This window comes from Mycolicibacterium sp. XJ870, from assembly GCF_053483975.1.
In genome coordinates, this window is the sequence record NZ_JBEFTI010000005.1 from 170,117 (window position 1) to 193,901 (window position 23,785).

A 23,785-nucleotide genomic window follows, 5' to 3' on the forward strand; every position below is an offset into this window, starting at 1 on the left:
TTTCGATGACCGATAGCTGGCCCCTGGTGTTCGACGCCGAGGGTGACCCCGACGACGCCACGCTGACTCAGCTGCTGGATCGGGCGGCCGGGCTCACCGATCTGGTGATCTTCTCCCACGGCTGGAACAACGACGAAGCGGCCGCGACGTCTTTGTACAAGCGATGGTTTGACCTGTTGGCCGGCCAACTCGACCCGGCGCGAAAGGTGGGATTCGTTGGCTTGCGGTGGCCTTCACAACTGTGGCGCGACGAGCCGATACCCGACTTCGAGGATGCGCCGGACGGGGTCGGTGGCGCGGCGGCGCTGGGCGAAGCGCGGGTTGTCGAGGCGGGGGACCCGTCCCTGGACCCTGCAGAACTCGCCGAGCTGAAAGAGCTCTTTCCCAGGGGCAGTGCGCAACTGGATGCCATCGCCGAACTTCTTGCGGCACCGCCGAGCATCGATCGGGTGTCCGATCTGTTCGAGGCGCTGCAGGATTTCGACGCCGCGACCCCCGACGGGTTCAACGACGGCGAGGTGGCCACGTCGGACGAGGGGCCCGGCATGGTGGCCGATGACCAGGATCCGGCTGAGTTGTTCAACACGTTCGCCGACCAGTTGCTCGCCGCCGGAGTGCAATTCAGTGCCGACGGGGAAGACGGCGCGGCCGGTCTCGGTGATTTCGCGGGCAAGCTCTGGCACGGGGCCAAGGAGGCCGTACGCCAGCTCAGCTATTGGAAGATGAAGAATCGAGCCGGCGTGGTGGGCAAGGACGGTCTCGGTCCCGTCATCGACCAACTCGCCGCCAAGTTTCCGGGATTGCGGATCCATCTCGTGGGCCACAGTTTCGGCGCGCGGGTGGTGTCCTACGCCCTGGCAGGCATGACTGCGGCCAACCCCTCGCCGGTCAAATCGGTCACCCTGCTGCAGGGTGCGTACTCCCGCTTCGCATTCACCGAGAAGCTGCCGTTCCGGAAGGGTTCCGGCGCCCTGTTCGGCATGCTCGACCGGCTCGACGGCCCGCTGACGGTCTGCTTCTCCAGCCATGACCGCGCCTTGAGCACGTTCTACCCGCTGGCTTCGGCCGCGGCCGGCGACGATTCAGCCGCCGCAGAGGACCCGTTCTTCCGGTGGCGGGCGATGGGTTCACACGGCGCCTTCGACTCGCCGACCCACAGCCTGGGGCCGGACGGCGCCGCGTACCCGTTCCAGCAGGGCCGGATCCTGAGCCTGGACGCCTCCGGCGTGGTCGACCTGGACGACGGGCCGTCCGGCGCGCACAGTGACATCTTCCACAGGGAACTGTCCTGGGTAGTGGCGGCCGCGGGCCGCCTGAACAAATGAAGGGTGTCCGAGGGGGGACTTGAACCCCCACGCCCGTTAATAGGGCACTAGCACCTCAAGCTAGCGCGTCTGCCATTCCGCCACTCGGACCTGCTGATCAACCTTGCCGAACCCACGCTGTGGGTTGGGCGCCTAAGGTTATCGGATCGAGTGGCTCAGACCCAAACCCGACCGCCAGTGGTACGAATGGTGACTGTGACTGTCTCCGCGACCAGCGCGGACGAGGTGGTCGATCTCGTCAGTGCGCTCATCAGGTTCGATACCTCCAACACCGGTGACCCGGCAACCACGAAGGGCGAGGCGGAGTGTGCCCAGTGGGTGGCCGAAAAGCTGCAGGAAGTCGGCTACCAGACCGAATACCTCGAGGCAGGCGCGCCCGGCCGGGGCAACGTGTTTGCCCGATTGCCCGGTGCCGATCCGTCCCGCGGCGCGCTGATGGTCCACGGACACCTCGATGTCGTGCCCGCCGAACCCGCGGACTGGAGCGTGCACCCGTTCTCGGGCGCGGTGAAGGACGGCTACGTCTGGGGACGTGGTGCGGTCGACATGAAGAACATGGTCGGCATGGCGATCGCTGTCGCCCGGCACTTCAAACGGGCCGGCATCGTCCCGCCGCGCGACCTCGTGTTCGCGTTCCTCGCCGACGAGGAGCACGGCGGGACATATGGCGCGAACTGGCTCGTCGACAACCGGCCAGATCTGTTTGACGGGGTCACCGAGGCGATCGGGGAGGTCGGCGGGTTCTCGCTGACGGTGCCCCGCAAGGACGGCGGTGAGCGCCGCCTGTACCTGATCGAAACGGCGGAAAAGGGGCTGTCGTGGATGCGGTTGTCGGCGCGCGGTCGGGCCGGTCACGGTTCGATGCTGCACGACGACAATGCCGTGACGGCGATCGCGGGCGCAGTGGATCGGCTGGGCCGCCACCAGTTCCCACTGGTGCTCAACCCTGCGGTGGAACAATTCCTGACCGCGGTGGCCGAGGAGACCGGCTACACCTTCGACGTGAACTCGCCGGACCTGGACGGCACCATCGCCAAGCTCGGCGGGGTAGCCCGGATCGTGTCGGCGACGCTGCGCGACACCGCGAATCCGACCATGCTCAAAGCCGGGTACAAGGCCAACGTCATCCCGGCCTCGGCCGAGGCGGTGGTGGACTGCCGGGTACTGCCCGGCCGCAAGGAGGCCTTCGAGCGGGAGGTCGACGCGCTGATCGGTCCAGACGTCACCCGCAGCTGGGAGCGGGATCTGCCCTCCTACGAGACGACGTTCGACGGCGACCTGGTCGACGCGATGAACGACGCGGTGCTGGCGCTGGATCCCGAGGCCCGCATCGTGCCGTACATGCTCTCCGGTGGAACTGACGCAAAGTCGTTCCAGCGGTTGGGGATTCGGTGTTTCGGATTCGCGCCGCTGCGGTTGCCGCCGGACCTTGATTTCGCCGCGCTGTTCCACGGGGTGGACGAGCGGGTGCCGGTGGACGCCCTGGAATTCGGGGCGAACGTTCTGGAACACTTCCTCAAGCACTGCTGACGACCGAAGGGGATTACATGAGCACCGCCGCAAGTCCGTACGACAACCTGCCGCAACTCCCGAGCTTCACGCTGACCTCCGAATCGGTCACCGACGGGCAGCCGCTGGGCAACGACCAGGTCAGCGGCATCATGGGGGCAGGCGGGTCGGACACCTCGCCGCAGCTGAGCTGGTCGGGCTTTCCCGCTGAGACCAAGAGCTTCGCGGTCACGGTGTACGACCCGGACGCGCCGACCGCTTCGGGGTTCTGGCACTGGGCGGTCGCGGATCTGCCCGTCACCGTGACCGAGCTGCCCGCCGGCGCCGGCGACGGCAGCCCGCTGCCCGGTGGCGCGGTCACTCTGGCCAACGACGCCAGTCAGAAGCGCTACATCGGCGCCGCACCGCCGGCCGGGCACGGTCCGCACCGCTACTACATCGCGGTGCACGCCCTGCCCGTCGAGAAGCTCGACCTTCCCGACGGCGCCACCCCGGCCTACCTCGGCTTCAACCTGTTCGGCCAGGCGATCGCCCGCGCGGTCATCCACGGCACCTACGAACAGAAGTAACCGCTTCACCGCGAGCGTGCGCGTCCGTTGCTCGACACGCCGTCAAACAGCAGCATTTTGCGCACGCTCGCACGGGGTCAGCGCCCGGTCAGCGCTTGATCAGCACTTGATCAGCGCACCGCCGAGCCCACGGCATCGGCCAGCGACGCGAATCCGCCGGCGTGCAGCCGTTCGGCGATACCGTCGTGAATCCGCTTGGCCCACAAGCCCCCGCCGTAGATGAAGCCGGTATAGCCCTGCAGCAGTGAGGCGCCCGAGACGATCCGGTCCCACGCGTCGTCAGCGGTCTCGATGCCACCGGCGCTGATCAGCACAAGCTTGCCGCCGACACGGCCGTACAGCCGGCGCAGCACCTCCGCGGATCGGCGGGCCACCGGCCGCCCGGATATCCCGCCGGAACCGAGGTCGGCCACGTCGAGGGTCGCCAGCCCGTCGCGTGACACCGTGGTGTTGGTGGCCACGATGCCGGCGAGCCCCAATTCCACTGCAAGATCGGCGATCTCGTCGACGTCAGAGTCGGACAGGTCAGGTGCGATCTTGACCAGTACGGGTTTGGTGGTCTCGGCTTTGACCGCGGCGAGGATCGGCCGCAGTGATGCCACGGCCTGCAGGTCTCGCAGCCCCGGAGTGTTGGGTGAGCTCACGTTGACCACGACGAAAGCCGCCAATTCGCCCAACAGTCGGGTGCTCGTGACGTAGTCCTCGACCGCGGCCTCGGGGGGCGTGACCTTGGTCTTGCCGATGTTCACCCCGATCGGCACGTCGGCAGTGTGGCGGGCCAGCCGCCTTGCGAGTGCGCCGGCGCCTGCGTTGTTGAAGCCCATCCGGTTGAGCAGCGCACGGTCGTCGGGTAGCCGGAACAACCGGGGTTCGGGATTGCCCGGCTGTGCCTGCGCGGTGACGGTGCCCACCTCTGCGTACCCGAAACCGAGCGCGCCCCAGGTGGCCAAGCCGCGGCCGTCCTTGTCGAAACCCGCGGCCAGCCCCATCGGGCCGGGGAACCGCACCCCGAAGACCGTGCTGGCCAGCACTGGATCGGTGGGCGCCAGCCGTCGCGCCAACGCGCGGCGCGGCGCGGCGGGCCCGGTGGCAATGCGCAGCAGCGCGAAAACCCAGACATGGATCCGTTCCGGGGGCACCAAGAACATTGCCCTCCGCAGCGCGCCGTACATCACGGGGCCGGCTGGTCGGGTATGCCCGGCATGGATGTGGAGGTCTTCTTGCGGCGCAGCAGCACCCGTCGACTCCCGTCTGTGTAAGCGCGTACCCGGGTCAATTCCCAGCCGCGGTACTCCGCTTCGATGGAGAGCCTGATCGTCGCGCTGATCCTGGTGACTTCCGGTGGCAGGCGCAGCGGCACCCAGTCGTACTCGTCGGACAGATCCTCTGCGACCACCTTGTCCCAGCCCGGAGGCATCCGGCCATGCTGGATGGCGGTCACGGCTTCACCGCCGCGTTCGCGATCACCTGCACACCTGCTCCCGAGCCGGACACCACGTACAGCGTGCCGGACTTGTCGTCGTAGGCCAGGGAGTTGGGCTGCTGCACGGTTCGATAACGCACCTTTTCGACGGGTATGCCGGTGGCAAGATCGTAACCAATGACCGTGTTGGTGGCGGTCTGTGACACCCAGGTGAGGTTCGGCGATCCGGCCAGCCCGTACGGCGCGCCGCGCACGGGATAGCGCTGGCGCAGGATCAGCGGGTCGGTGCCGAACACCAGCAGCCCGTCGCCGCGGGTGTCGGTCACCAGGATCCGGCCCTGTGAGTCGGTGGTCATGGTAGTGGCGCCCTCACCTGCGCGCAGAGCGTGTTGTGCATCGGTGCCACTGGTGTCCACAGTTGTCACCGAGGTCTGTCCGCGGTCCAGCACCACCGCAGTATTTCCTTGTGTGACAAGCGAATCCACCCGTGAAAAGATCTTGAGCTCGGCGGCCACGGCCGTCTCACCGGCCAGCGTGTAGACCGCGCCGTCGGCGCTGCCCAGCACCACGTTGCCGTCCTCGCGCAACGCGATCGCGGTGAAGTCCACGTCCTGCTGCCCGTCCACGCCGACCCTGGTGGCCTGGCCCCCGGCGATATCCACCCGGAAGTAGCCGCCACGGGTGGACAGCAGCAATTGCCCCTTGCCGTCGGTAGCCAGCGCGGTCGCGGCCGCCGGTAGCGGCACGTTGCGCGGCGGCGCGGTGCCGGCGACAAGGGTGACCGTTGATTGGCCGGCAGGCCCGGGCGCGAGAATCGCCAGAGTTGCGGTTGCTGTATCGAACACTGCCGACACGGCGTGGCCGGCCACCGGGCGCACGACGCCGTCCGGAGTGGCGTTGACCGGGGGCGATACCGCTGCCTGCGCGGGTTCGATCGTGGGTGGCGGCGTGTCGGTCGGGTTGGACGAACAGCCTGCTGCGAACAGCAGGACCAGCGCAGCCATGCCGGCATAGATGGGCTGACCTGCAGTGATAAGGCGCAACGGACGGCTCTCGGTCGGTTCGGATGCTTTCGGACGGGGCAGCGTTCCAGTTTATGCACGGTAACGGCGGGTATTAGTCCGCGGATACGAGCACTTCGCCATAACTGGAGGTATGGTTCGACCATGACCCTCGCCGCAGACCGGGAACTGGGTAGCCAGGAGTTTGCTATAGAGGACATTTCCACTGGTGTGCACGCCAGTGGATTTGGCCAGGTTGGTGATGGCCGCACGTTTTCTTTCCACATCGAGCGCCAGCAGCTGATGATCGAGGTGTATCGCCCGCGGTTGTCCGGCCTGGTGCCGGCCGAAGAGGACGTCGTGGCGGTCGCAGCCCGCAAACTCACCGAGATCGACCTGACCGACGAACGGAGCCTCTCGGCGACCGTGCGTGACGCGGTTGCCGACGCACATTCGGTATCGCGCACCGCTCGCTGAGCGCAGCGTCCCCGACGCACCACGGTACGGTCGTCGTCGTGATTGACGTGCCGGCGATGTCGTGGCTCCAAGTGATCGTGTTGTCGATTGTGCAGGGGCTCACCGAGTTTCTTCCGGTGTCGTCCTCGGGGCATCTGGCCATCACCTCGCGGGTGTTCTTCGATGACGATGCCGGTGCCTCGTTCACGGCGGTCACCCAGCTCGGCACCGAGTTCGCGGTTCTCGTCTACTTCGCCAAGGACATCGCCCGCATCGCAAAGGCTTGGTGCACCGGGCTGTTCGACCGTGCGCGCCGCGATGCCGATTACCGCCTCGGCTGGTTCGTCATCATCGGCACCATCCCGATCGGGGTGTTCGGCCTGCTCTTCAAAGACGAAATCCGTACGGGCGCACGCAATTTGTGGCTCGTGGCAACGGCCCTGATCGTATTCTCGGCGGTCATCGCGGCGGCAGAACACTTCGGCAGGCAGACTCGCCATGTCGAACAACTCACCTGGCGCGACAGCATCGCCGTCGGACTCGCGCAGTGTCTGGCGCTGGTGCCGGGAGTTTCGCGGTCCGGTGCGACCATCAGCGCCGGGCTGTTTCTCGGCGTCGACCGTGCGCTGGCGGCACGTTTCGGTTTCCTGCTGGCCATCCCCGCGGTCTTCGCCTCCGGGTTGTTCTCATTGCCCGACGCGTTTCATCCGGTCGGCGAGGGGATGAGTGCCAGTGGGGCCCAATTGCTCGTGTCGACGCTCATCGCATTCGTCGTCGGGTTCGCGGCGATCGCCTGGTTCTTGCGATTTCTCGTGTCGCACAGCATGTATTGGTTCGTCGGGTACCGCGTGGTGCTCGGTGTGGTGGTGCTCGCCCTGCTGGGCACCGGAACGGTATCGGCGATATGACTTTGATCCTGCTGCGGCACGGCCGCTCGACCTCCAACACCGCGCACACCCTGGCTGGTCGGTCCGAGGGCGTCGACCTCGACGACAGGGGCGCCGAACAGGCGGCCGCCGTGGTGGAGCGCATCGGAGAGCTGCCGATCCGCGCGATCGTGCGGTCGCCGTTGTTGCGCTGTGAGCGCACCGTGGCACCGCTGGCGGCCGCGCTGGGCCTGGAGCCCATCGCCGACGAGCGGCTCACCGAGGTGGACTACGGGGCCTGGACCGGCCGCAAGATCGCCGAACTCGTCAAGGAGCCACTGTGGAGTGTGGTGCAGCAACAGCCGAGCGCGGCCGTGTTCCCCGACGGCGAAGGCCTGGCCCAGGTGCAGGCGCGTGCCGTCGCGGCGGTGCGCGAACGTGACCGGGCACTTGCGCAGGAGCATGGGGCCGACGTGCTCTGGCTGGCCTGCACTCACGGTGACGTGATCAAAGCCGTCCTGGCCGACGCGCTGGGAATTCATCTCGACGGCTTCCAACGCCTCACGGCGGATCCCGCCTCGCTCAGTGTGATCCGTTACACAGACGTGCGGCCATTCGTCATGCATATCAACCACACCGGTGCGCAATTGAGCGCCGGGTTGGCCGCCAAACCGGCGTCGGATGCGGTGGTCGGCGGGTCCACCGACTGACCGGCGGTGCGGCTACCGGTATTTTGGAAGGTGCCATGGCCCGCGAAATTCACGTCTTCCGCACGCCCGACCGCTTTGTTGCCGGGACTGTCGGCCAACCCGGCAATCGGACTTTCTACCTGCAGGCTGTTCACGACAAGCGGGTGATCTCGGTCGTGCTGGAAAAGCAGCAGGTCGCGGTGCTCGCGGAGCGCATCGCCGCGCTGCTGCTCGAGATCAACCGCCGGTTCGGCACGCCGATCCCGCCGGAGACGGGGCAGATCGAGGATCTGCGGCCACTCGTCACCCCGGTGGACGCCGAGTTCCGGGTCGGCACCATGGGGCTGGGTTGGGACTCGGAAGCGCAGACGATCGTGGTGGAACTGCTCGCGGTGTCCGAGGGCGAGTTCGATGCCTCCGTGGTGCTCGACGACGCCGAGGAGGGCCCTGATGCGGTGCGAGTGTTCCTGACGCCGGAATCGGCCAGAGAGTTCGCGACGCGCTCCAACCGGGTGATCTCGGCAGGGCGCCCGCCGTGCCCGCTGTGCGATGAGCCGCTCGATCCGGACGGCCATATCTGTGTACGCACGAACGGCTACCGGCGCGGTGTGACGGCCGAATCCGAAGATGACGCCGACGGCTAGCGGCGGCCCCGACGACCGCGAAGTCCTGGACAACGGTGAGTTGACGGTGATCGGCCGGATCCGGTCGGCCAGCAACGCCACTTTTCTGTGCGAAGCGCATCTGGGTGAGCGCCAGGTGCACTGCGTGTACAAACCGGTGGCCGGCGAGTCCCCGCTGTGGGACTTCCCGGACGGCACGCTGGCCGGCCGCGAGCGGGGCGCCTACCTGATCTCCGCCGCACTGGGCTGGAACGTCGTGCCCTACACCATCATTCGTGACGGGCCGGCCGGAGCCGGCATGGTGCAGCGGTGGGTCGACCAACCGGGGGATCAGGTCGGCGACGAACCCGATGCCGGGCCGGATCTGGTGGATCTGTTGCCCGCGGGTCATATTCCGCCGGGCTTTCTGCCGATCCTGCAGGCCTACGACTACCACGGCGACGAGGTGACGCTGGTGCACGCCGACGACGCCCGGTTGTTCCGGCTGGCGGTGTTCGACGTGCTGATCAACAACGCCGACCGCAAGGGCGGACATGTCCTGGCCGGCGTCGACGGGCAGGTCTACGGCGTGGACCACGGCGTGAGCCTGCATGTCGAGGACAAGCTGCGGACCGTGCTCTGGGGCTGGGCGGGCAAGCCCGTCGACGACGACACCCTGTCCGACATCGCGGCACTGCGGGACGGATTCGCCGACGGGCTGCGCGAGCAATTGTGCGGGCACCTCACCGAACGTGAAATCGCCGCGTTGAGATCCAGAATCGTTGCGCTGCTGAACAATCCCGTGATGCCGACGCCTGACCGACGTCGACCGATCCCGTGGCCCGCCTTCTAGCGGGTGCGGCTGGGCCTGCCCCGATCCGGCACTGGACAAGCCCGCCACCGATACTGGCTCAGTGACTCTCACCGACGCAGACCTGGCCGCGGCAGTGGCCAAGGAGGCCGGTGAGTTGTTGATCGGCGTGCGCGAGGAGATCGGTTTCTACGATCCGTACTACCTCGGCGACGAAGGCGACCGCCGGTCCAATGACCTCATCCTGGCCCGGTTGGCCCAGGCCCGGCCCGGCGATTCCGTGCTCAGCGAGGAAGCTGTCGACGATCTCGCCCGCGTCGACGCCGACCGGGTGTGGATCGTCGACCCGGTCGACGGCACCCGGGAGTTCTCCATGCCCGGACGTTCGGACTGGGCGGTGCACATCGCGTTGTGGCAGCGCTCGGCAGGGCCCGACGGCGGTCTCTCGGACGCTGTGGTGGGGCTTCCGGCCCGCGGCGAGGTATATCGCAGCGACACCGTCACCCCGCCGCCGCCCAGACGTGACGGACCGATCCTGATCACCGCGAGCTCCAATCGCCCCCCACCGGTGCTGTGGCGCATGCGTGAGCAGCTCGACTTCCGGATGGTGCGCATCGGATCGGCGGGCGCCAAGGCGATGGCGGTGGTCCGCGGCGATGTCGACGCCTACATCCACGCCGGCGGTCAGTGGGAGTGGGATTCGGCGGCCCCCGCCGGGGTGGTGCTCGCCGCGGGTCTGCACGCCTCGCGGCTGGATGGTTCGGAGCTGCGGTACAACCGTGCCGACCCGTACCTACCGGATTTCGTGATGTGCCGCTCGGAGCTGGCCCCGGTCCTGCTCGACGCGATCGGCGCGGCCCGGTGATGACGGGTTCGGGAATGGATCGGCGCGCGTCGTTGTCTGTGTACCTGAACTGTGCGGTACCGACCGGCGGGAGGCCGTCCTGAGCGAGCACCTTAGAGTCGATGTCATGCGATCGTGGTCGGCTCCGACAATCCCGGTGGTGCCGGGGCGGGGTCCGCAGCTGCGGCTCTACGACAGCGCCGACCGGCAGGTCCGCGCTGTCTCGCCGGGGCCTACCGCCACCATGTATGTGTGCGGGATCACCCCGTACGACGCCACCCATCTGGGCCATGCCGCGACTTACCTGGCATTCGACTTGGTGCACCGGTTGTGGTTGGACGCCGGGCACACTGTGCACTACGTGCAGAACGTCACCGACGTCGACGATCCGTTGTTCGAGCGGGCTGCACGCGACGGCATCGATTGGCGTGATCTCGGCGACCGGGAGACGCAACTGTTCCGGGAGGACATGAGCGCGCTGCGGGTACTGCCGCCGCACGACTACGTGGCCGCGACCGACGCCATCGCCGAGGTGGTCGAGGTGGTCGAGAAGCTGCTGGCGTCGGGAGCCGCATACGTTGTCGACGACCCCGAGTATCCCGACGTCTACTACCGGGCCGACGCCACGACCCAGTTCGGGTACGAGTCCGGTTACGACCGCGACACGATGCTGAAGTTGTTCGGCGAGCGGGGCGGTGACCCCGAGCGGCCCGGCAAGAGCGACGAACTCGATGCATTGCTGTGGCGGGCGCATCGGCCCGGCGAACCCAGCTGGCCGTCGCCGTTCGGCCCGGGTCGGCCCGGCTGGCATGTGGAGTGTTCGGCGATCGCGCTGACCCGGATCGGCACCGGTCTGGACATCCAGGGTGGCGGCAGTGACCTGATCTTCCCGCATCACGAGTTCTCCGCGGCCCACGCTGAATCCGTAACGGGGGAGCGGCGTTTCGCCCGCCATTACGTGCACGCCGGCATGATCGGCTGGGACGGGCACAAGATGAGCAAGAGCCGCGGAAACCTGGTGTTGGTGTCGCGGTTGCGCGCCGACGGGGTTGATCCGTCGGCGGTGCGGCTCGGGTTGTTCGCCGGGCACTACCGGGCCGACCGGTTCTGGAGCGAGGCGGTTCTCGAGGAGGCCAACGCGCGGCTGCAACGGTGGCGCACCGCCACGGCCCTGCCTGCCGCACCTGACGCCGGCGATGTGCTGGCCCGGGTCCGACACTACCTCGCCGACGACCTCGATACTCCGAAAGCACTTGCCGCACTGGACGGTTGGTGCACCGACGCGCTCTCCTACGGTGGGCACGACGCTGATGCGCCGCGGCTGGTGGCCACTGCCGTCGACGCCCTACTCGGTGTGGACCTGTAACAGTCGCGCCGGTACGTTAAGCGACCATGAGCTCAATCGACGGCAAGGTCGTCCTCATCACCGGGGGCGCGCGTGGGGTAGGCGAGGAAGTGGCCCGCCGGCTGCGGAAGAAGGGCGCCAAACTGGTCCTCACCGACCTCGACGAGGCGCCGCTGAACGCGCTGGCCGCCGAGCTCGGTGAAGAGCACGTTCTGACCGCCCTGGCCGATGTACGCGATCTGCCTGCCATGCAGCGGGCCGTCGACGCCGCCGTCGAACGCTTCGGCGGCATCGACGTGGTGATGGCCAATGCCGGCATCGCCAGCTTCGGCTCGGTCATGCAGGTGGACCCCGAGGCGTTCAAGCGGGTCATGGACATCAACGTGATCGGTGTGTTCAACACCGTCCGCGCGGCACTGCCGTCGGTGATCGAGCGCCGGGGCTATGTGCTGGTGGTGTCGTCGCTGGCGGCGTTCACCTCCGCGCCCGGCCTGGCCGCCTATCACGCTTCCAAGGCAGGTGCCGAGTACTTCGCCAACACCCTGCGGCTCGAGGTGGCCCATCTGGGCGTCGACGTCGGTTCTGCCCACATGAGTTGGATCGACACTCCGTTGGTGCAGGACGCCAAGGCGGACCTGTCCACGTTCCGCGAAATGCTCGCCAAGATGCCGGGGCCGCTGAAGCGGACCACCACGGTGGCCAAGTGCGGCGAGGCGTTCGTGAAAGGCATCGAGCGCCGCAAGAGCCGCATCTACTGCCCGGACTGGGTCGGCCTGTTCCGCTGGATCCGGCCGGTGGTGGCCACGCCGCTCGGTGAGCGTGACATCCGCAAGTTCACCCCCGACTTGTTGCCCAGGCTCGATGCAGAAGCCGCCGCGCTGGGCCGCTCGACCAGTGCCCGCACAGAGGCGCTGGAGAAGCCGTAGATGCGCTTCGTTGCCGTGCTGCTTGTCCTGGCGTGCCTGGCCGGCTGTGCTGACACCAACCGGGAGGCCGAGCCGGCGCCACCGCCGGGCCCCGCACCGGCGCAGGCGGTGCCGCTCGATCAGGTCCGCGCCATCGCGAAAGAGGCTTATGTCTACGGCTTCCCGATGGTCGACCACTATCGGGTGCAATACGCGTATTTCGTCAACAAGCAAGACCCCGAGTACAAGGGCGGCTGGAACGAGATCCACAACAGCGCCCGCGTTTACACGCCCGAGGACAGGGCGATCCAGACGCCGAACTCAGACACCCCGTACTCGTTCGTCGGCGCCGACCTGCGCACCGAGCCGCTGGTGCTCACTGTTCCACCCGTCGAGCAGGATCGGTACTACTCACTTCAATTCGTCGACGGCTACACCCACAACTTCGCCTACGTCGGCAGCCGCACCACCGGCAACGGTGGCGGCAAGTATCTCCTGGCCGGACCGGGCTGGCAGGGGGACAAGCCCGAGGGCATCAACGAGGTGATCCGGTCAGCCACCGACCTGGCGTTCGTGTTGTATCGCACCCAGCTGTTCGGGCCGTCGGATCTGGAGAGCGTCAAGAAGATTCAGGCCGGGTACCAGGCGGCTCCGTTGTCGGTGTACCTCAAGCAGCCGTCACCCCCGCCTGCCGCGCCGATCGATTTCGTCCCGCCGCTGACCCCGGAGGCGCAGAAGACCTCGCCGCAGTTCTTCGAGATCCTCAATTTCGTGCTGCGGTTCGCGCCCGCGCCGCCGGGCGAAGAGGAACTGCGCGCACGCTTCGCATCGATCGGCATCGGGCCGGACGGCGATTTCGACTCCGACAGGCTGACTCCCGAGACCCGCAAGGCGATCGAGGACGGGATGGCCGACGCCTGGGCCGAATTCGACACGCTCAAGAAGGACAAGGTCGACACCGGCCAGATCGGTTCAGCGCAATTCTTCGGCACCGCCGAGGATCTCAAGGGCAACTACTTGTACCGGATGGCGGGCGCCGCGCTCGGCATCTACGGCAACACCGCGGCCGAGGCGCTGTATCCCGTCTTCGCCACCGACTCCACCGGCGCCTCCCTGACCGGTGAGAACAAGTACACCTTCCGGTTTGCGCCCGACCAGCTGCCGCCGGTCAATTCGTTCTGGTCGCTGACCATGTACGAGATGCCGGCCAGCTTGCTCGTGGAGAATCCGATCAATCGCTATCTGATCAATTCCGAGATGCTGCCCAGCCTCGTGCAGGACCCTGACGGGGGCTACACGTTAACGATCCAGAACGAATCACCGGGCGTCGAAATCCCCGCCAAGGCAGCCAACTGGCTGCCCGCGCCCGAGGGGCCGTTCATGCTCGTCCTGCGGCTGTACTGGCCGAAGCCGGATGCGCTCAACGGGGTCTGGAAGGCGCCGCAGCCGGTACGGGTCTAGCGGCTTCTCAGCGGCCTCGGTACCGTCTGTCGGCCGCTACCGGCCTCGGTACCGTCTGTCGGCCGCTACCGGCCTCGGCGGCGCAGGTAGCGCTCGAACTCCGCAGCCAACGCATCGCCGTCGATCTTGCCGAGCACCTCGTGCATGTCGACCTCAGCGTCCCCGCGCTCCTCGAGCGAGGCGACGTAATCGGCGATCTCCTCGTCCTCAGCGGTCATCTCGGTGACCGCCGCCTCCCACTCCTCGGCCGCCGTCGGCAGATCGGCGAGCGGCACCTCCACGTCGAGCACATCCTCGACGCGGCGGAGCAGCGCCACAGTCGCCTTCGGGTTGGGCGGTTGCGAGACGTAGTGCGGCACCGCCGCCCAGAACGTCACGGCGGGTATACCGGCCTGCACGCAGGCGTCCTGGAACACCCCGGCGATGCCGGTGGGGCCTTCGTAGCGGGTCTCCTCCAACCCGAAGATCTTCGCCGAATCCCCCGAGTACGCCGCACCGGATACCGGAACGGGGCGGGTATGCGGGGTATCGGCCAGCAGCGCGCCGAGGATGACGACGGTCTGCACGTTGAGCTTGTCGGCGATGGCCAGCAATTCCGCGCAGAACGTCCGCCATCTCATATTGGGCTCGACACCGTGCATGAGCACCACGTCGCGGCTGCTGCCCGGCGGGCGGCAGTGCGATATCCGCATCGACGGCCACACCAGCTCCCTTGTCACGCCGTCGACCTGGCGGATCACCGGCCGGTTCACCTGATAGTCGTAGTACGACTCGTCGTCGATCTCGACGATGGGTTCGGCTTCCCAGATCGCATCCAGATGGTCGAGCGCATCACTGGCCGCATCGCCCGCGTCGTTCCAGCCCTCGAAGGCCGCCACGATGACCGCGTCCTTGAGTTCCGGCAGGTCGGCAGGCCGGCGAGAGTTCGGATACGACGGCGTCACACTGTCAGCGTAAGCCCTGCATGGTGGCGATGAGCCGGTTGTGCAGGTGGGTCGGTCCGTCCGATGAGCCGCTTGCGCGAAGAAGCGACTTGAATAGGCGGACTACCCTGTTGATGTGACTGTCGCGACCGCCGAGTGGCTCAGGATCGGTCGCGGCGATGAGCTGGGCGTCCGGACGTCGATCAAGTGAGGACGTAGACTTTTCTGGTCGAGAGGCGTTGCAACGGTTCCGGGTTATCCCCGGTATCCGCCACGCTCGGCAGAGTCAAGGACGCCTTCCGTTACGGAAGGAACGCATGTGAACGCCGCCCCGTCAAACTTCGCGCCGAACATCCGCCCCGACTGCACCGACGAACTGACGGCCGCTCTCGGACAGCGGATCATGGTGATCGACGGTGCGATGGGCACGGCGATCCAGCGGGACCGGCCGGACGAGGCCGGCTACCGCGGCGAGCGGTTCAAGGACTGGCCGAGCGATCTGGTCGGCAACAACGACCTGCTCAACCTGACACAGCCGCAGATCATCGAGGGGATCCACCGCGAATACCTCGAGGCGGGCGCGGACATCCTCGAGACCAACACGTTCAACGCGAACGCAGTATCGCTCTCCGACTACGGCATGGAGCAGCTGAGCTACGAACTGAACTACGCCGGCGCTGCACTCGCGCGGGCGGCCTGCGACGAGTTCAGCACCCCGTCCAAGCCCCGCTACGTCGCCGGGGCGCTGGGGCCGACGACGCGGACCGCGTCGATCTCGCCGGACGTCAACGATCCGGGAGCCCGCAACGTCTCCTATGACCAGCTGGTCGCCGCCTACCTCGAAGCTGCCAACGGCCTGGTCGACGGTGGTGCCGACCTCATCATCGTCGAGACGATCTTCGACTCGCTGAACGCCAAGGCGGCGGTGTTCGCCCTGGAAACGCTGTTCGAAAACCGTGGACGCCGCTGGCCGGTGATCATCTCGGGCACCATCACCGATGCGTCCGGGCGGACGTTGTCCGGTCAGGTCACCGAAGCCTTCTGGAATTCGATCAGGCACGCGAAGCCGATCGCGGTGGGCCTCAACTGCGCCCTGGGCGCGCCGGAGATGAGGCCCTACATCGCCGAGATGGCGCGTATCGCGGACACTTTCGTCTCCTGCTACCCGAACGCGGGGCTGCCCAACGCCTTCGGCGAGTACGACGAGTCCCCGGAGCGTCAGGCCTCCTACATCGCCGACTTCGCCGAGGCCGGTCTGGTCAACCTTGTCGGTGGTTGCTGCGGAACGGCGCCGGCGCACATCGCCGAGATCGCCAAGGTCGTCGAGGGCAAGCCGCCGCGCGAACTGCCGGAGATCGCAGAAGGTCAAGCGGCCACGCGTTTGGCCGGCCTGGAGCCGCTCAACATCACCGACGACTCGCTGTTCGTGAACATCGGTGAGCGCACCAACATCACCGGTTCCGCCCGGTTCCGCAACCTGATCAAGGCCGAGGACTACGACACCGCGCTGTCGGTCGCCCTGCAGCAGGTCGAGGTCGGTGCACAGGTCATCGACATCAACATGGACGAGGGCATGATCGACGGCGTCGCCGCGATGGACCGGTTCACCAAGCTGATCGCGTCCGAACCCGACATCAGCCGCGTCCCGGTGATGATCGACTCCTCCAAGTGGGAGGTCATCGAGGCGGGCCTGAAGAACGTGCAGGGCAAGCCGATCGTCAACTCGATATCCATGAAGGAGGGCGAGGAGAAGTTCATCCGCGAGGCGCGGCTGTGCCGAAAGTACGGCGCCGCCGTCGTCGTGATGGCCTTCGACGAGCAGGGGCAGGCCGACAACCTGGAGCGCCGCAAGGAAATCTGCGGGCGCGCCTACCGGATCCTCACCGAAGAGGTCGGCTTCCCGGCCGAGGACATCATTTTCGACCCGAACTGCTTCGCGCTGGCAACCGGTATCGAGGAGCACGCAACGTACGGGATCGACTTCATCGAGGCCTGCGCCTGGATCAAGGAGAACCTGCCCGGGGTGCACATCTCCGGCGGCATCTCGAACGTGTCGTTCTCGTTCCGGGGCAACAACCCGGTCCGCGAGGCGATCCACGCGGTGTTCCTGTTCCACGCCATCAAAGCCGGCCTGGACATGGGCATCGTCAACGCCGGCGCGCTGGTGCCCTACGACTCGATCGACCCCGAGCTGCGGGACCGCATCGAGGACGTCGTCCTGAACCGTCGCGAGGACGCGGCCGAGAGGCTGCTGGAAATCGCCGAACGGTTCAACAACTCAGGAGAAGGCGTCGGAAAAGAGGGAGAGCCCGGCGCGGCCGAGTGGCGCAGCCTGCCGGTCCGCGAGCGGATCACCCACGCCCTGGTCAAGGGCATCGACGCCCATGTCGACGCCGACACCGAGGAACTGCGGGCTGAGATCGCCGCCGCGGGCGGTCGCCCGATCGAGGTGATCGAGGGCCCGCTGATGGACGGCATGAACGTCGTCGGTGACCTCTTCGGTTCCGGCAAGATGTTCCTGCCGCAGGTCGTGAAGTCGGCCCGGGTGATGAAGAAGGCCGTGGCGTACCTGCTGCCGTACATCGAGGCGGAGAAGGAAGAGAACGGAACGGCCGGCTCCAAGGACACCAACGGCACCATCATCATGGCGACGGTCAAGGGCGACGTCCACGACATCGGCAAGAACATCGTCGGGGTCGTGCTGCAGTGCAACAACTTTGAGGTGATCGACCTCGGTGTGATGGTGCCTGCCCAGAAGATCCTGGACGCGGTGAAGGAGCACGACGCCGACATCGTCGGGTTGTCCGGCCTGATCACCCCGTCCCTGGACGAGATGGTCAACTTCGCCGCCGAGATGGAGCGTCAGGGGTTGGAGATCCCGCTGCTGATCGGTGGTGCGACCACGTCGCGCGCTCACACTGCCGTGAAGGTGGCGCCGCGTCGTAGCGGACCGGTGGTCTGGGTCAAGGACGCTTCCCGTTCAGTGCCGGTCGCTGCCGCGCTCCTCGACGACAGGCAGCGGGGTCCCCTGCTGGAGGCCACCGAGAAGGATTACGCGTCCCTGCGCGAACGGCATGCCCAGAAGAACGAGCGGCCGATGCTGACGTTGGAGAAGGCCCGCGCGAACCGGACGCCGATCGAGTGGGAGGGCTACACGCCGCCGGTGCCGGCCCAGGGTCTCGGCGCGCGGGAGTTTCGCGACTACGACCTCGCCGAACTGCGCGAGTACATCGATTGGCAGCCGTTCTTCAACGCCTGGGAGATGAAGGGCAAGTTCCCGGACATCCTCAACAACCCAGTGTCGGGTGAGACTGCCCGCAAGCTGTACGAGGACGCGCAGGAGATGCTCGACACCCTGATCAAGGAGAAGTGGCTGACTGCCAACGGGGTGATCGGCTTCTTCCCGGCGAACGCGGTCGGCGACGACATCGAGGTCTACACCGACGAGACGCGTACCGAGGTGCTGACCACACTGCACAACCTGCGCCAGCAGGGCGAGCACCGGGCCGGTATCCCGAACCGGAGCCTCGGCGACTTCATCGCGCCAAAGGAAACAGGTCTGGCCGACCACGTGGGCGCCTTCGCCGTCACCGCGGGGCTCGGCAGCCAGGACAAGATCGTGGAGTTCAAGGCGGCCAACGACGACTACAACGCGATCCTGCTGGAGTCGCTCGCCGACCGGCTGGCAGAGGCGTTCGCCGAGCGGATGCACCAACGCGTCCGTAAGGAGTTCTGGGGGTTCCAGCCTGACGAGCAGCTGGACAACGAAGCGCTCATCGCTGAGAAGTACGTGGGAATCCGCCCTGCCCCCGGCTACCCGGCCTGCCCTGAGCACACAGAGAAGGCGACGCTCTGGGAGCTGATGGACGTGAAGCAGCGGACCGGCATCGAGCTGACCGATTCGATGGCGATGTGGCCCGGTGCCGCCGTCAGCGGCTGGTACTTCTCGCACCCGCAGTCGCAGTACTTCGTGGTCGGCCGGATAGCCCAGGATCAGGTCGCCGACTACGCGAGGCGCAAGGGCTGGACCCTCAAGGAGGCCGAGCGCTGGCTTGCCCCGAACCTCGGCTACAACCCCGAGGACTGAGCCCTAGCGGAACAGCTCGGCGTTCTGCGCCGCCCACTGCGCCACGGACGTCGCCGGCGTGCCGGTCAGCTCGGCCACGAGCTGATTGGCCTCCTGTGGATGACCGACACTGGCCTCGATCTCATCGAGATACCAGACCGCCTGCTCGCCCATGATGGGCCGAAGCGCTGTCTCGGCGATCGTTCTGCTGCATTGTTCGAACGTCACGTCGACGCCGATACCGACACCGATCTGAGCAGCGATCTCGGCACGGGTGAGCGCCTGCGGCCCCGTGATCGGGTATATCTGCCCGAAGTGTGAATCGTCGCCTGCGGCCAGCAGCGTCGCCGCCACTCTCGCGATGTCGTCCATCGAGATGGGTGCCTCGACTACGGAGGGATACGGGTCCCGGACGGCGCGGGTCGCCTTGATCTGTTCGGACCAGATGGCGAAATTGTCCACGAATTCGCCTGGCCCGAGTTGGGTGCTGACGAGCCCCGAAGCCGAGATCGTATCCGTGTGCTCTTGCCAGTGCGCCTCGCCGGACAAGGCAACGACGTACTCGACGTGCGCAGCCTTGATGAGTTCCAGAGTCGCGGAAAGCGTCGTCGGTAGCGGGGCCAGATACATGCGCTCGACACCGTCGAACACCCCGTCCAGCGACGCCACATCGCCGAGGTAACCGGTGATTACCCTCACACCGGCCGGCAGTTTTGCTCTGGCCGGATTTTTTGTCAGTGCCCGGATATCGTTGGCGCCCAAATCGATCAGATGGTCCACGATGCGCCTGCCGATGTTGCCGGTGGCGCCGGTCACAAGAATTGTCATAGGTCCCACGGTAACTGCCGGCCCCGACGCGTTTGCTGATGTGACTCGGGCTCGGTCGTCGTGACAGAATCGTGGGTATGTTGGCGGTGCTGTGGGACATGGACGGCACCCTCGTCGACTCCGAAAAGCTCTGGGACATCTCAATGCACGCGCTGTACGCGCGGATGGGCTCGGTGCTCACCCCCGAGGTGCGCGAATCGACGGTGGGTGGCTCGGCTGAAACCGTGATGCGCATCGTTTACGACGACATCGGACTTGACCCTGATCCCGTCGCGATGGCCGAGTCCGCCGATTGGTTGCACGACTACACCGGTGAGCTTTTCGAGCAGGGGCTGCCGTGGCGGCCGGGCGCGCAGGAGATGCTCGATGGGCTGACCGCGGCTGGGGTTCCCATGGCCCTGGTGACCAACACCCGACGGGAACTCGCCGAGCGGGCGCTCAATAGCATTGGACGGCAATACTTTTCGGTGAGCGTGTGCGGCGACGAGGTCAAAAACGGCAAACCGGCACCTGATCCGTATCTGCGTGCCGCCGATCTGCTCGGAGTAGCCGCCGCCCACTGCCTTGCCGTCGAGGACTCGGTGACCGGGACGGCGTCGGCCGAAGCCGCGGGTTGCCCCGTGCTGGTGGTGCCCAACGATGTCGAGGTACCCGCAGGCCCGCTGCGCCGGCACGTTTCTTCGCTGACGGATCTCGACGTGGCCGGCCTTCGTGCGGTGTACTACCAACTGAATTCGCAAGCCGGAGAACGCACGGCCTGATCCGGCCGTGTGATTGAATGTGAGCCTGATCACGCATTGCTGCGGAGGGGTGCCTCATGACTCACGGACCGGTCGGCGATCCTGAATCAGGCCTGGACTACGAGGAATCCGAGCACACCGGCCGGGTAGCACTCATTGCCTCGGTGGCCGCTCTCGGCGGGCTGTTGTTCGGCTACGACAGCGCAGTGGTCAACGGGGCGGTGGCCGCTCTGCAGGATGAGTTCGACATCAGCAATTTCACCCTCGGTTTCGTGGTGGCCTCGGCGCTGCTCGGTGCGGCGGTGGGAGCGTTGACGGCCGGCCGGTTGGCCGACAAGATCGGCAGACGTTCGGTGATGAAGGTCGCCGCCGTCCTGTTCTTCATCAGCGCGATCGGTGCCGGACTGGCGCACAACATCTGGCTGGTGATGGTCTTCCGGATCATCGGTGGCCTCGGCATCGGGGTGGCGTCCGTCATCGCGCCCACCTACATCGCCGAGACCGCACCCCCGCGCATTCGCGGACGCCTGGGTTCGCTGCAGCAATTGGCGATCGTGACCGGCATCTTCCTGTCGCTGTCGATCGACTACCTGCTGGCCCATCTGGCCGGCGGTTCCCGCGAGGAACTCTGGCTGGGGATGGCCGCCTGGCGCTGGATGTTCCTGGTGATGGCCGTGCCTGCCGTCGCCTACGGCGCACTGGCCTTCACCATCCCGGAATCGCCGCGGTATCTGGTCGCCAAGTTCCGGATTCCGGAGGCGCGCAAGGTTCTGTCCATGCTGCTCGGTGAGAAGAACCTCGAAATCACCATCCACCGCATCGAAGACTCACTGAAGTCGGACAAGCCGCCGTCCTGGCAGGATCTGCTCAAGCCGGCCGGCGCATCAGCGGGCAGGCTGACCGCCTGGGTCCGGCAGTACGTGTGGTGGCTGCTGTTGCTGTTCGTCTCACTCGCCGTGGTGTCGTTCTTCTTCGGACTGTGGCTGACTGCCGTGATCTTCCTGGCGCTCGCCGTCGGGGTTGCCATCGTCGGCGAGCTCTACGGCATCGTCTGGGTCGGCTTGGGGCTGTCGATCTTCCAGCAATTCGTCGGCATCAACGTGATCTTCTATTACTCCAACGTGCTGTGGGAGGCCGTCGGATTCGACGAGAGCCAAGCCTTCACCATCACTGTGATCACCTCGGTGACCAACATCGTCACCACATTGATCGCGATCGCGCTGATCGACAAGATCGGCCGCAAGCCCCTCCTGCTGATCGGCTCTACCGGCATGGCGGTTTCGCTGGGCACTATGGCGGTGATCTTCGGCACGGCGCCGCAAGTCGACGGCCAGCCGGCACTGGGCGGCACGGCCGGGCCGATCGCGCTGGTCGCCGCCAACGTGTTCGTGGTGGCATTCGGCATGTCGTGGGGCCCGGTGGTGTGGGTGCTGCTGGGAGAGATGTTCCCCAACCGAATTCGGGCGGCAGCGTTGGGCCTCGCGGCAGCCGGCCAATGGGTGGCGAACTTCCTTATCACCGTTACCTTTCCCGAACTGCGCAACCTGCTGGGCTTGGCGTACGGGTTCTACGCGATCTGTGCGGTGTTGTCGTTCGTCTTCGTCTGGAAGTGGGTCGAGGAGACCAAGGGCAAGCACCTCGAGGACATGCATGCCGAGGCGCTGCGGCGTTGACGCCGGTATCCGCCGACCCTCCGAGCGCGGGTTGTTTGCCTCGACGTGAAACAATTCATGCCCGTGAAGACCTTCGACGCCCTGTTCGCCGAGCTCAGCGATAAAGCGCGGACCCGTCCGGCCGGTAGCGGCACGGTCGCGGCGCTTGACGCCGGCGTGCACGGGCTCGGCAAGAAGATCCTGGAAGAGGCCGGCGAAGTATGGCTGGCCGCCGAGCACGAGAGCGACGACGCACTGGCCGACGAGGTCAGTCAGTTGCTGTACTGGACACAGGTGCTGATGATCTCCCGCGGGCTGACCCTCGACGACGTCTACCGGAAGCTGTGAGCCGTGGCTGACCAGATGCTGCGGGTTGCGGTTCCCAACAAGGGCGCGCTCAGTGAATCGGCCGCCGAGATCCTCGCCGAGGCGGGCTACCGGCGACGGCGTGATCCCAAGGACCTGACTGTCGTCGATCCGAACAACAACGTCGAGTTCTTCTTCCTGCGGCCCAAGGACATCGCGATCTATGTCGGATCCGGTGAGCTCGATCTGGGGATCACCGGTCGTGACCTGGCGGCGGATTCGGATGCCCCGGTGCGCGAGCGGCTCTCCCTCGGGTTCGGAAGCTCGACGTTCCGGTATGCAGCGCCCGCCGGTCGCGATTGGGCGCCGCAGGACCTGGCCGGTAAGCGGATCGCCACCTCCTTTCCCAACTTGGTCCGCAAAGACCTGGCGGCACAGGGCATCGACGCCACGGTGATCCGGCTCGACGGTGCGGTCGAAATCTCCATCCAGCTCGGCGTCGCCGACGTCATCGCCGATGTGGTCGGTTCGGGCCGAACTCTGGGCCTGCACGGTCTCGTGGCGTTCGGTGCGCCGCTGTGTGAATCGGAGGCTGTGCTGATCGAACGCGACGGTGCCGACGGCGACGGCGCCGCGGCCGCGCGAGATCAGCTGACGGCGCGGGTGCAGGGCGTGGTGTTCGGCCAGCAGTACCTCATGCTGGACTATGACTGCCCCCGTGAGGTTTTGGAGGAGGCGACGGCGGTGACACCGGGCCTGGAGTCGCCGACGATAGCGCCTCTGGCCGATCCGGCGTGGGTGGCAGTGCGCGCCCTGGTGCCCCGGCGTGACGTCAACGCCATCATGGATGAGATCGCCGCTATCGGCGCCAAAGCGATACTGGCGTCCGACATTCGGTTCTGCCGCTTCTGATCGGCAGGTGACATCGCGCGCTGCGTGCTAGCGTCCGGGTGACATCTCACTCCTTCGGAGGTTGCCATGACGGCTTTTCTGGTTCTGCTGTTGGCTCTGCTCATCGGTGCGGTGGCAGGGCTGCGCGCATTCTCCGCTCCGGCGGCGGTGGCATGGGCGGCGGCGCTGAACTGGATCAACCTCGACGGCACCTGGGTCGAGTGGCTGGCACATCCGGTCACAGTCACCGTGCTGACGATTCTTGCTGTGGTAGAGCTGATTACCGATCAGCTGCCACGCACGCCGAGCCGCAAGACCCCGGTTCAGTTCATCGCACGGCTCGTCACCGGGGCGTTCGCGGGCGCCGTGATCGGCACCGCGTGGGGGTACACCGTCGGCGGGCTGGGCGCCGGTTTGGTCGGCGCGGTGCTGGGAACCCTGGGCGGGTATGAGGCGCGCAAGCGTCTGGTCGCGTCCAACGAGGGCCGTGACCTACCTATTGCCCTGCTGGAGGACGCCGTCGCAGTGCTCGGCGGTTTCGCCATCGCGGCTTTGACAGCAATCGTCTAGCCG

General features: G+C 66.6%; 23 protein-coding genes and 1 tRNA gene. 18 read left to right on the forward strand and 6 right to left on the reverse strand.

Going from position 1 to position 23,785, the window contains the following annotated elements; translation table 11 throughout:
• The first annotated feature begins 5 nt into the window (after positions 1-5).
• Complete coding sequence (locus ABQF30_RS19880) at positions 6-1,325, forward strand: serine-threonine protein kinase (protein WP_448466900.1); 1,320 nt, start codon at positions 6-8, stop codon at positions 1,323-1,325.
• A 4-nt stretch (positions 1,326-1,329) separates the two neighbouring features.
• On the opposite strand, the gene ABQF30_RS19885 is transcribed toward ABQF30_RS19880, so the two are convergent.
• Positions 1,330-1,415 (reverse strand) — tRNA-Leu (locus ABQF30_RS19885).
• 96 nt (positions 1,416-1,511) lie between these two features.
• Here ABQF30_RS19885 and ABQF30_RS19890 point away from each other — a divergent pair.
• Together ABQF30_RS19890 and ABQF30_RS19895 are read left to right on the forward strand one after the other, a co-directional pair.
• Positions 1,512-2,855 carry a M20/M25/M40 family metallo-hydrolase gene (locus ABQF30_RS19890; RefSeq protein WP_448466902.1) on the forward strand — a complete coding sequence of 448 codons (1,344 nt, stop codon included), beginning with the start codon at positions 1,512-1,514 and terminating at the stop codon, positions 2,853-2,855.
• A 17-nt stretch (positions 2,856-2,872) separates the two neighbouring features.
• Positions 2,873-3,403 (forward strand): YbhB/YbcL family Raf kinase inhibitor-like protein, encoded by a 531-nt coding sequence (locus tag ABQF30_RS19895; protein WP_448466904.1) that lies wholly within the window; start codon positions 2,873-2,875, stop codon positions 3,401-3,403.
• Positions 3,404-3,513: 110 nt separating this feature from the next.
• Here the strand turns inward: ABQF30_RS19895 and ABQF30_RS19900 are convergent, their stop codons facing one another.
• Genes ABQF30_RS19900 through ABQF30_RS19910 form a run of 3 tightly spaced genes read right to left on the reverse strand, consistent with a single transcriptional unit; the run spans position 3,514 to position 5,830 of the window.
• Entirely contained in the window at positions 3,514-4,575 is a 1,062-nt protein-coding gene (locus tag ABQF30_RS19900) for a quinone-dependent dihydroorotate dehydrogenase (protein WP_448467261.1), read from the reverse strand.
• Entirely contained in the window at positions 4,575-4,844 is a 270-nt protein-coding gene (locus tag ABQF30_RS19905; RefSeq protein ID WP_448466905.1) for a DUF5703 family protein, read from the reverse strand. Before ABQF30_RS19905 ends, ABQF30_RS19900 begins: the two co-directional genes overlap by 1 nt.
• On the reverse strand, positions 4,841-5,830 hold the full coding sequence (locus ABQF30_RS19910; RefSeq protein WP_448466907.1) for a YncE family protein: 990 nt from the start codon (positions 5,828-5,830) through the stop codon (positions 4,841-4,843). The genes ABQF30_RS19905 and ABQF30_RS19910 overlap by 4 nt, the downstream gene beginning before the upstream one ends.
• Before the next feature lie 162 nt (positions 5,831-5,992).
• Between ABQF30_RS19910 and ABQF30_RS19915 the strand changes: the two genes are divergently transcribed.
• The 9 genes from ABQF30_RS19915 (at position 5,993) to ABQF30_RS19955 (ending at position 13,806) form a co-directional block, all read left to right on the forward strand.
• Positions 5,993-6,304, forward strand: coding sequence for a hypothetical protein (locus ABQF30_RS19915; RefSeq protein ID WP_448466909.1), 312 nt, complete (start codon positions 5,993-5,995; stop codon positions 6,302-6,304).
• 56 nt (positions 6,305-6,360) lie between these two features.
• Entirely contained in the window at positions 6,361-7,191 is an 831-nt protein-coding gene (locus ABQF30_RS19920) for an undecaprenyl-diphosphate phosphatase (protein ID WP_448467263.1), read from the forward strand.
• Positions 7,188-7,859, forward strand: a complete 672-nt coding sequence (locus ABQF30_RS19925) for a histidine phosphatase family protein (protein WP_448466911.1) — start codon at positions 7,188-7,190, stop codon at positions 7,857-7,859. Before ABQF30_RS19920 ends, ABQF30_RS19925 begins: the two co-directional genes overlap by 4 nt.
• A 35-nt stretch (positions 7,860-7,894) precedes the next feature.
• Positions 7,895-8,482, forward strand: coding sequence for an Rv2134c family protein (locus tag ABQF30_RS19930; RefSeq protein ID WP_448466913.1), 588 nt, complete (start codon positions 7,895-7,897; stop codon positions 8,480-8,482).
• Positions 8,466-9,293: an Rv2133c family protein gene (locus ABQF30_RS19935; protein ID WP_448466915.1), complete on the forward strand. Its 828-nt coding sequence runs from the start codon at positions 8,466-8,468 to the stop codon at positions 9,291-9,293. The genes ABQF30_RS19930 and ABQF30_RS19935 overlap by 17 nt, the downstream gene beginning before the upstream one ends.
• 61 nt (positions 9,294-9,354) lie before the next feature.
• Complete coding sequence (locus tag ABQF30_RS19940; RefSeq protein WP_448466918.1) at positions 9,355-10,116, forward strand: 3'(2'),5'-bisphosphate nucleotidase CysQ; 762 nt, start codon at positions 9,355-9,357, stop codon at positions 10,114-10,116.
• A 106-nt stretch (positions 10,117-10,222) separates the two neighbouring features.
• A complete protein-coding gene (gene mshC / locus ABQF30_RS19945) occupies positions 10,223-11,461 on the forward strand; it encodes a cysteine--1-D-myo-inosityl 2-amino-2-deoxy-alpha-D-glucopyranoside ligase (protein WP_448466920.1) in 1,239 nt (412 codons plus the stop codon).
• Between the two features lie 26 nt (positions 11,462-11,487).
• The gene (locus ABQF30_RS19950) at positions 11,488-12,366 is read left to right on the forward strand and encodes an SDR family oxidoreductase (RefSeq protein WP_448466921.1); all 879 of its coding nucleotides are present in this window, start codon (positions 11,488-11,490) and stop codon (positions 12,364-12,366) included.
• Positions 12,367-13,806, forward strand: coding sequence for a DUF1254 domain-containing protein (locus ABQF30_RS19955; RefSeq protein WP_448466923.1), 1,440 nt, complete (start codon positions 12,367-12,369; stop codon positions 13,804-13,806). It begins immediately after the preceding gene.
• Between the two features lie 65 nt (positions 13,807-13,871).
• On the opposite strand, the gene ABQF30_RS19960 is transcribed toward ABQF30_RS19955, so the two are convergent.
• On the reverse strand, positions 13,872-14,750 hold the full coding sequence (locus ABQF30_RS19960; RefSeq protein WP_448466925.1) for a PAC2 family protein: 879 nt from the start codon (positions 14,748-14,750) through the stop codon (positions 13,872-13,874).
• A gap of 298 nt (positions 14,751-15,048) precedes the next feature.
• Between ABQF30_RS19960 and metH the strand changes: the two genes are divergently transcribed.
• Positions 15,049-18,816 (forward strand): methionine synthase, encoded by a 3,768-nt coding sequence (gene metH, locus ABQF30_RS19965; RefSeq protein WP_448466927.1) that lies wholly within the window; start codon positions 15,049-15,051, stop codon positions 18,814-18,816.
• A gap of 3 nt (positions 18,817-18,819) precedes the next feature.
• On the opposite strand, the gene ABQF30_RS19970 is transcribed toward metH, so the two are convergent.
• Positions 18,820-19,623 carry an SDR family oxidoreductase gene (locus ABQF30_RS19970; protein ID WP_448466929.1) on the reverse strand — a complete coding sequence of 268 codons (804 nt, stop codon included), beginning with the start codon at positions 19,621-19,623 and terminating at the stop codon, positions 18,820-18,822.
• A gap of 77 nt (positions 19,624-19,700) precedes the next feature.
• On the opposite strand from ABQF30_RS19970, the gene ABQF30_RS19975 reads away from it, so the two are divergent.
• From ABQF30_RS19975 to ABQF30_RS19995, 5 genes are all read left to right on the forward strand, one after another.
• The gene (locus ABQF30_RS19975; protein WP_448466931.1) at positions 19,701-20,384 is read left to right on the forward strand and encodes an HAD family hydrolase; all 684 of its coding nucleotides are present in this window, start codon (positions 19,701-19,703) and stop codon (positions 20,382-20,384) included.
• Positions 20,385-20,440: 56 nt separating this feature from the next.
• Positions 20,441-22,036 carry a sugar porter family MFS transporter gene (locus tag ABQF30_RS19980; protein WP_448466933.1) on the forward strand — a complete coding sequence of 532 codons (1,596 nt, stop codon included), beginning with the start codon at positions 20,441-20,443 and terminating at the stop codon, positions 22,034-22,036.
• A 45-nt stretch (positions 22,037-22,081) separates the two neighbouring features.
• The gene (locus tag ABQF30_RS19985) at positions 22,082-22,363 is read left to right on the forward strand and encodes a phosphoribosyl-ATP diphosphatase (protein WP_448466935.1); all 282 of its coding nucleotides are present in this window, start codon (positions 22,082-22,084) and stop codon (positions 22,361-22,363) included.
• A 15-nt stretch (positions 22,364-22,378) separates the two neighbouring features.
• On the forward strand, positions 22,379-23,233 hold the full coding sequence (hisG, locus tag ABQF30_RS19990; protein ID WP_448467265.1) for an ATP phosphoribosyltransferase: 855 nt from the start codon (positions 22,379-22,381) through the stop codon (positions 23,231-23,233).
• A 66-nt stretch (positions 23,234-23,299) separates the two neighbouring features.
• Complete coding sequence (locus ABQF30_RS19995) at positions 23,300-23,782, forward strand: DUF4126 family protein (protein ID WP_448466937.1); 483 nt, start codon at positions 23,300-23,302, stop codon at positions 23,780-23,782.
• Positions 23,783-23,785 lie beyond the last annotated feature (3 nt).

What these genes read in the sequence shown, in the direction of transcription:
- ABQF30_RS19880 (WP_448466900.1), top strand. Translation starts at nt 6, where the DNA reads ATGACCGATAGCTGGCCCCTGGTGTTCGACGCCGAGGGTGACCCCGAC.
- ABQF30_RS19890 (WP_448466902.1), top strand. Translation starts at nt 1,512, where the DNA reads ATGGTGACTGTGACTGTCTCCGCGACCAGCGCGGACGAGGTGGTCGAT.
- ABQF30_RS19895 (WP_448466904.1), top strand. Translation starts at nt 2,873, where the DNA reads ATGAGCACCGCCGCAAGTCCGTACGACAACCTGCCGCAACTCCCGAGC.
- ABQF30_RS19900 (WP_448467261.1), bottom strand. Translation starts at nt 4,575, where the DNA reads ATGTACGGCGCGCTGCGGAGGGCAATGTTCTTGGTGCCCCCGGAACGG.
- ABQF30_RS19910 (WP_448466907.1), bottom strand. Translation starts at nt 5,830, where the DNA reads ATGGCTGCGCTGGTCCTGCTGTTCGCAGCAGGCTGTTCGTCCAACCCG.
- ABQF30_RS19915 (WP_448466909.1), top strand. Translation starts at nt 5,993, where the DNA reads ATGACCCTCGCCGCAGACCGGGAACTGGGTAGCCAGGAGTTTGCTATA.
- ABQF30_RS19920 (WP_448467263.1), top strand. Translation starts at nt 6,361, where the DNA reads ATGTCGTGGCTCCAAGTGATCGTGTTGTCGATTGTGCAGGGGCTCACC.
- ABQF30_RS19925 (WP_448466911.1), top strand. Translation starts at nt 7,188, where the DNA reads ATGACTTTGATCCTGCTGCGGCACGGCCGCTCGACCTCCAACACCGCG.
- ABQF30_RS19930 (WP_448466913.1), top strand. Translation starts at nt 7,895, where the DNA reads ATGGCCCGCGAAATTCACGTCTTCCGCACGCCCGACCGCTTTGTTGCC.
- ABQF30_RS19935 (WP_448466915.1), top strand. Translation starts at nt 8,466, where the DNA reads ATGACGCCGACGGCTAGCGGCGGCCCCGACGACCGCGAAGTCCTGGAC.
- mshC (WP_448466920.1), top strand. Translation starts at nt 10,223, where the DNA reads ATGCGATCGTGGTCGGCTCCGACAATCCCGGTGGTGCCGGGGCGGGGT.
- ABQF30_RS19950 (WP_448466921.1), top strand. Translation starts at nt 11,488, where the DNA reads ATGAGCTCAATCGACGGCAAGGTCGTCCTCATCACCGGGGGCGCGCGT.
- ABQF30_RS19955 (WP_448466923.1), top strand. Translation starts at nt 12,367, where the DNA reads ATGCGCTTCGTTGCCGTGCTGCTTGTCCTGGCGTGCCTGGCCGGCTGT.
- ABQF30_RS19970 (WP_448466929.1), bottom strand. Translation starts at nt 19,623, where the DNA reads ATGACAATTCTTGTGACCGGCGCCACCGGCAACATCGGCAGGCGCATC.
- ABQF30_RS19975 (WP_448466931.1), top strand. Translation starts at nt 19,701, where the DNA reads ATGTTGGCGGTGCTGTGGGACATGGACGGCACCCTCGTCGACTCCGAA.
- ABQF30_RS19980 (WP_448466933.1), top strand. Translation starts at nt 20,441, where the DNA reads ATGACTCACGGACCGGTCGGCGATCCTGAATCAGGCCTGGACTACGAG.
- hisG (WP_448467265.1), top strand. Translation starts at nt 22,379, where the DNA reads ATGCTGCGGGTTGCGGTTCCCAACAAGGGCGCGCTCAGTGAATCGGCC.
- ABQF30_RS19995 (WP_448466937.1), top strand. Translation starts at nt 23,300, where the DNA reads ATGACGGCTTTTCTGGTTCTGCTGTTGGCTCTGCTCATCGGTGCGGTG.